Genomic DNA, 517 nt, shown 5'->3' with positions numbered 1-517 from the left:
ATGGCCTGACAGCGCAGCGTTACGTGAACTTGCCCGCAGCTTGCCGCAGGAAGTACAGCGCCGCATTCGCTTTACGCCGGAATGGCAACAGGACGGTGAGCAGATTGGCGCGGTTATCTGCCACGGCGATAGCGACATGCTGCGTCAGGTTGGCCAGCAGCTCGCGCAATGGGAGGGAGCGATTGTTCCTTTGCTCGGGTGTGAGCCCGGCAGTGACACCCTGCCGCTGGAGCGTTTATGGCATGAACGTGTGCTCAGCGTGAATACGGCGGCAGCGGGAGGAAATGCCAGCCTGCTGATGATGGCGGAGTCATAACAGGGTACGCGCCGCGCAGTGTGCGCGGCGCAACAATACAGCACGCTCTGTTGCCAAAACGCTTAGTTACGGTACAGCACCTTGATGATGTGGTAGCCGAACTGGGTTTTTACCGGTCCAAAGGGTTTCAGCAGATCGCAGGAAAATACCGCCTTGTCGAAAGGAGGGACCATATCGCCTTGACGAAACTCGCCCAGATTG

General features: G+C 58.4%; 1 protein-coding gene and 1 pseudogene. One reads left to right on the top strand and one right to left on the bottom strand.

The window, feature by feature from the left end:
* Positions 1-316: pseudogene (locus J5224_RS35180) on the top strand (delta-1-pyrroline-5-carboxylate dehydrogenase); the annotation flags it as partial.
* A 62-nt stretch (positions 317-378) separates the two neighbouring features.
* Here the strand turns inward: J5224_RS35180 and J5224_RS35175 are convergent.
* A partial coding sequence (locus J5224_RS35175) for a peptidylprolyl isomerase (RefSeq protein WP_264629409.1) occupies positions 379-517 on the bottom strand: 139 nt, incomplete at its 5' end.

The sequence above is a fragment of the Candidatus Symbiopectobacterium sp. NZEC135 genome (genome assembly GCF_025962695.1).
The sequence above is the reverse complement of the archived record's forward strand: the minus strand, read 5'-3'. Positions and strand labels throughout refer to the sequence as shown.